The sequence below is a fragment of the Microbacterium sp. 71-23 genome (genome assembly GCF_001897265.1).
Taxonomy (GTDB): Bacteria; Actinomycetota; Actinomycetes; order Actinomycetales; family Microbacteriaceae; genus Microbacterium; species Microbacterium ginsengisoli.
In genome coordinates, this window is record NZ_MKSL01000035.1 from 217529 (window position 1) to 222731 (window position 5203).

Annotated in this window: 4 protein-coding genes; all 4 read right to left on the bottom strand. The window is 70.5% G+C overall.

All coding sequences use genetic code 11. The features are described from left to right. Positions 1-25: 25 nt before the first annotated feature. The gene (locus tag BGO15_RS11610) at positions 26-1921 is read right to left on the bottom strand and encodes an amidase family protein (protein WP_082482949.1); all 1896 of its coding nucleotides are present in this window, start codon (positions 1919-1921) and stop codon (positions 26-28) included. Continuing rightward, positions 1918-2658, bottom strand: coding sequence for a cohesin domain-containing protein (locus BGO15_RS11615; RefSeq protein WP_082486252.1), 741 nt, complete (start codon positions 2656-2658; stop codon positions 1918-1920). Before BGO15_RS11615 ends, BGO15_RS11610 begins: the two co-directional genes overlap by 4 nt. A 99-nt stretch (positions 2659-2757) precedes the next feature. After that, positions 2758-3519, bottom strand: coding sequence for a UTP--glucose-1-phosphate uridylyltransferase (locus BGO15_RS11620; RefSeq protein WP_502689168.1), 762 nt, complete (start codon positions 3517-3519; stop codon positions 2758-2760). A gap of 79 nt (positions 3520-3598) precedes the next feature. Beyond that, a complete protein-coding gene (locus tag BGO15_RS11625; RefSeq protein WP_056206092.1) occupies positions 3599-5059 on the bottom strand; it encodes a helix-turn-helix domain-containing protein in 1461 nt (486 codons plus the stop codon). Between the last annotated feature and the right edge of the window lie 144 nt (positions 5060-5203).

Genomic DNA, 5203 nt, shown 5'->3' on the forward strand with positions numbered 1-5203 from the left:
CCGCCTCGAGGCGTTCAGGTCGGACTTACGGTGCGGGCGTCGTGGTGAGCGCGCCGTAGAGGGCCGGGGTGGTGCGGGCGTGGGTGGCCTGCTCGAACGCATAGGCGAGTCCGAGCAGAGGACCCTCGGTGAATGCCGGGCCGACGAACTCGAGGTTGACGCCGGCGCCGGGGATCGACTCCGTGCTCGACGCCTGACCCATCGGCACCGTGACCGCCGGCAGTCCCGTGTTGGGGCTCAGGCGCATGTTGGTACCCTGCGTGCCGTAGGGGTTGCCCGACGGGTAGATCATCGCCGACAGGTTGTTGTCGGCCATGAGCTGCGTGACGTAGGTCTTGCCCGTCGCGAGCGCGACCGTGTGCGTGCCGGTCGGGCCCGCCCAGTCCTGATAGGTCTGCTCACTGATCGCGGCGCGCTGCACGTACGTCGACCGGCGCGACGTGACGTAATTGCCGCCCGTGATGATGTCGTTGAGCGTGCGTGCCGCGACGCCGGGTGCGAGATGCGTCGCGATGTAGGTGTTGAGGTCGTGGGTGAACTCGTTCGTCGACCCGCTGCTCTCGTTGAGCACGGCACTGAACTGCGACGTGGACGCGATCGGGACGATCGTCGCACCCTTGCTGCGCAGCACGTCGAGGGCGTTGTTCCAGAGGCGCACGGTGGTCGCATTGGAGCCGACCATGCTCGCGACGTAGCCGATGCGCACACCCTCGAGGGAGTCTGCGTCGAGGTACGACGTGTAGGAGTCGGGCACGAGACCCACCTGGGCCGAGGTCGCGGGGTCTGCCGGGTCGACGCCGGTGACGGCGTCGAGGGCGATCGCGGCATCGGTGACGGTGCGGGCCAGCGGGCCGCCGGTGTCCTGCGAGAGCGCGAGCGGGATGATGCCGTCGCGGCTCGTGAGACCCACCGTCGGGCGCACCCCGACGAGCTGGTTGTAGGTCGAGGGCACGCGGATCGATCCGCCGGTGTCGGTGCCGAAGCCGATCGCCGCGAGGTTCGCCGAGATCGCCGCACCGGTGCCGCCGCTCGAGCCGCCGGCGGTGCGGGAGGTCGAGTAGGGGCTGGCGACGAGGAGCGACGAACCGGGGTTCTGGAAGGAGGAGAACTCCGACACGAACCCGTAGGCGAACTCGTCGAGGCTGGCCTTGGCGAGGATGACGGCGCCGGCGCTGCGCAGGCCGGTGACCATGGCGGCATCCGTCGTCGTCTGATTGTTGTTCCAGCAGCCACAGCCACCGGTCGTGACCATGTCGGTCGTGTCGTAGTTGTCCTTCAGCACGATCGGGATACCCAGGAGCATGCTCGTCATGCCGTGCGCGGCGCGTTCGGCGTCGGCCGCACGGGCGGCGTCGAGCGCGACGGTGCTGGTGGTGATGATGGAGTTGAGCGGGCGCCCGTTGCCCGCAGGGTCGACCTTGACGCGGTCGTACGCCGCGATGCGGTCGAGGTAGTCCTGCGTGAGCTTCACCGAGGTGAGCACGCCGGCGTTCATCGCAGCCTGCATGTCGACGGTGGTCGCCTCGACCAGTGTGAAGGGCCCGTCGTCGTAGATCATGCGCTGCGAGAGGCCCGCGAGGTCGGCGACGGTGATCTTGTCGTCGTGGTCGAGGTCGATGACGGATGCCTCGGCCCAGCCGGCGTCGGTCGAGGTGCGGCCGAGCCACCCGGCGGCGACATCGAGGTCGGCCGTCGTGACCTGCTCGTCGCCGGTCAGGTCGAGCTCGGAGTAGAAGGGCGCGAGGAGCAGGTGACCATCGCTGGTCGTCGGAGCGGGGGCGGCCGTCGCGGCCGGAGCGACGAGGAAGGTCGCCGCGACGCCGACGAGGGCGACCCCGACGAGCGACGCGCGGGACGTGTGACGCACGCGGGAACTCCTTTGATCGAGGGGGATGTGGGTCGAGGGGGTGCTCACGCTCATCGCTGCACCGCCTTGCGGCGGGCGGCGAGGACGACGCCGAGGGCGACGAGGGCGAGGCCGCCCGCGCCGAGAACGATCCAGGCACCGGTCGTGCCGCCGGTGTTGGCGAGGTCGTCGTCGGTCGATGCGGCCGACCCGGTGACCGACGGGGTCGGGGTCGGGGTGGCCGTGGCGGTCTCCGACGGCGTGGGCGTCGGAGTGGGTGCCGGCGTGATCGCGGTGACGACCGGGGTGACGGCGGTCAGCGAGGGCGAGTCGGTCACTGCCGCGGTGCCGACGAGGGTGAGCGAGGTCAGGGCGATCGTCGCTGCGCCGCCGGCGCGGGCCGTGAAGGTGAAGGTCACGAGCGTCTGTGCGCCGGAGAGGGCGGGGGACGTGCCGAGTCGCGTCGAGGTGAAGGTCACGACGCCACCGGATGGCGCGGAGGTGCCGTAGCCGCCGGCCGGGAAGACGGCCGACGACCCGTCGTAGCTCAGCAGCGTCGGGTCGTAGGTGATGCCGAGGTCGTAGGCGAACAGGTCGGTCGATGCGTCGACCGCGACGCTGACAGTGACGGTGTCTCCCTCATCGACCGTTGCGGGGGCCGTGAGGGTGATGACGCCGACGGTCGGCACGGATGCGGCGTTGGCTGCCGGGGCGATGCCGAACGCGACGCCGAGGACGGCGGCGAACGACATCAGGAGTGCGGTCGTGCGCGCGAGGCGCCGAGAACGCACGGCTGCTGTGGATGCAGGCATGGGTGAGCGAACCCTTCAGTGGAGTGATGTGCGAGTACGACGCGCTCACCCCCAAGATCGGCGCGCTCAGTTGGTGCTGAGGTTCCCCATGGGGATCTTTCAGGTTCGAGATTTCTCGGACGACACTGTCCGGTTTCGGAATTGTTTCCGATGAATGGAATGCCCGATCAGAGGCCGGTGGCGAGCTCCTTGAGCCAGGCGGCGAGGTCGGGGCCGAGGTCGTCGCGGTCGAGGGCGAGCAGCAGGTTGGACTTGAGGGGCGAGGTTGCTGGGCGCGTCGGCGGCGGCGGGCTTCTCGACGAGGTCGACGACCTTGACGAGGTCGGCGTCGTCGGTGGCCTCGACGGCGGCGCATCCGTAGAGGTGGATCTGCGCCGGGTCGACTTCCATGAGGGCGATGACGGTCGCGGACTTCTGGGCGGATGCCTCGATCATGCGGGTCAGCAGCGGGTCCCTGGCGTCGATGAGGTCGTCGCCGAGGAGCACGGCGAAGGTCTCCTGTCCGACGTGTCGGCGGGCGCGCAGCACGGCGTGCCCGAGGCCGAGCGGGTCGCCCTGCCGAACGAAGTGGATGTCCGCGAGACGGCTGGCCTCCATGACCTTCGCGAGCTTCGCGGCGTCGCCCTTGCGTTCGAGGGTGTGCTCGAGCTCGGTGACCCGGTCGAAGTGGTTCGCGAGCGCGTTCTTGTTGCGGCCGACGACGACGAGCACGTCGTCACTGCCCGCCGAGACGGCTTCTTCGACGACGTACTGGATGGCCGGCTTGTCGACGACGGGCAGCATCTCCTTCGGCATGGCCTTGGTGGCCGGAAGGAAACGCGTGCCGAGGCCGGCAGCCGGAATGACGGTTTTGATCCCCATGAGCGCGAACCTAGGGGGGTCATGTGAACGGGCTGTTACGCGGGGCGAACGATGACGCGAGGATGCCGCGGCCCACCGCTCAGAGGTCGATGAGGTCGAGTCTCGTGGCGATGGCCATGGCCTCGGCGCGACCGCGCGCGCCGAGTTTGCGGTAGACGGAGGACAGCTGCGACTTGACGGTGCTGGGGGTGACGAACATCGCCGCGGCGATCTGCGAGATCGAGTCGAAGGTGAACAGCGCCTGCAGCACCGCCGATTCGCGGGTGGTGAGGACCGGTGGTGTGGCGGTCATCGGGCGGTACGGGGCGAGGTCGACGGTGGCACGGGACATCCGCTCACGGGAGGGCTCGTCGAGGGCGGCCGCGATCTGCGCGATGAGCCAAGTGGGCACGAGGGCGAAGAGTCGGCGGAGCGAGCTGAAGGTGGCGAGGCGGGCGGCGATCGTGCACTCGCGGGGATCGAGCTCGTCACCGAGGGCGACCGCCCAGAGCCGCAGGAGGAGCGCTTCGCCTCGTTCTGCCATGGCGGTGCCGGCTCGGGCGAGCACGGCGCCGGTGATGCGCAGCGCATCGGCGCGGGCGTTCTCGTGCAGGGCGAGGCGCGCACGGGCGAGGTCGACGAGGGTGGTGGGGGGAGCCGTGGCGACGACCGCGTGGGCGCGGGGTGCGTCGTCGAGGTCGACGAGGGCGGACACCATGAGCCAGGTCGTCGCGGACGCGGCGAAGGGGGTGGTGGCGTCGTGGCAGTCGAGCGCGAACTCTGCGGTCTCGAGCGCCCGGAGCGGTGCGCGCGCGACGAGGGCTTCTCGTCCGCGCACGAGGGCGACGAGCGGCCACAGGTCGGTGGCGCTCTCGATCGGTGGCAGGTGGAGGCTGGCGGTGAGCTGCGGGTGCGAGACGGATTCGACGGCGATGAGTCCGCGGGCGACGTCACGCCACTCGCCGGTGACGGCGCCGGCCGGCGCCGCGGCGGGGATGGCTTCTCCGACGGCGAGGTAGTGGCGGGCGTCGCGCAGGTTGCCGCGGAGCGCGTGCGCCACGGCCGATTCGAACTGGATGCGCTGTGCGAGGGTGGGTGCGGCGGTGGCGTGGGCTCCGGCGGTGGCGAGGGCACTGAGCGCGGCGGTGGTCTCGCCGGAGGCGAGGTGGATGAGCGCCCGTTGCTCTTCGACGATCGCGCGGGATAGCGGCAGCGGGGGCTCGGGGTCGCTCAGGGCACTGTCGACGTGGCGCAGGGCGGCCGCGGCATCCCCTGCTCGCCGGTGTTCGATGAGGCCTCGAAGCCGTCGGATGCCGGGGCTGGGTTCGTCGCCGGCGCGCGCGGGTGGGGCGCCGGGGATGTCGTAGAGCAGGTCGGCGCCGATCACGTCGATGGCGAGGGCGCGGAAGCCCTGGGCGAGCGGGAGCGCGTCGGGCTGGGAGCGGATGAGTGCCGCGAGGTCGGTTCGCAGGCGGGCCGGGTCTTCGAACAGCAGGCGCCATGCATCGTGCCGCAGGCGGGTCGCGAGATCGTCGGAGGTGGTGCGCGCGTCGACGGTCATGCCGTCGCGTCGACGTGCGGGCGCGTCGCCGGTAGAGAGAGGGGGAGGTCCATGCCACTACAAATCTGGCGCGCTGAGACGCGACCATCAGGTCCATTACGACCCGAACCGGTCCAAATGGGTCAAGTCCCGTGGTGTGGTGTC

Coding starts and splice junctions, on each gene's coding strand:
- BGO15_RS11620 (WP_502689168.1), bottom strand. CDS start 3,519: ATGGGGATCAAAACCGTCATTCCGGCTGCCGGCCTCGGCACGCGTTTC.
- BGO15_RS11615 (WP_082486252.1), bottom strand. CDS start 2,658: ATGCCTGCATCCACAGCAGCCGTGCGTTCTCGGCGCCTCGCGCGCACG.
- BGO15_RS11610 (WP_082482949.1), bottom strand. CDS start 1,921: ATGAGCGTGAGCACCCCCTCGACCCACATCCCCCTCGATCAAAGGAGT.
- BGO15_RS11625 (WP_056206092.1), bottom strand. CDS start 5,059: ATGACCGTCGACGCGCGCACCACCTCCGACGATCTCGCGACCCGCCTG.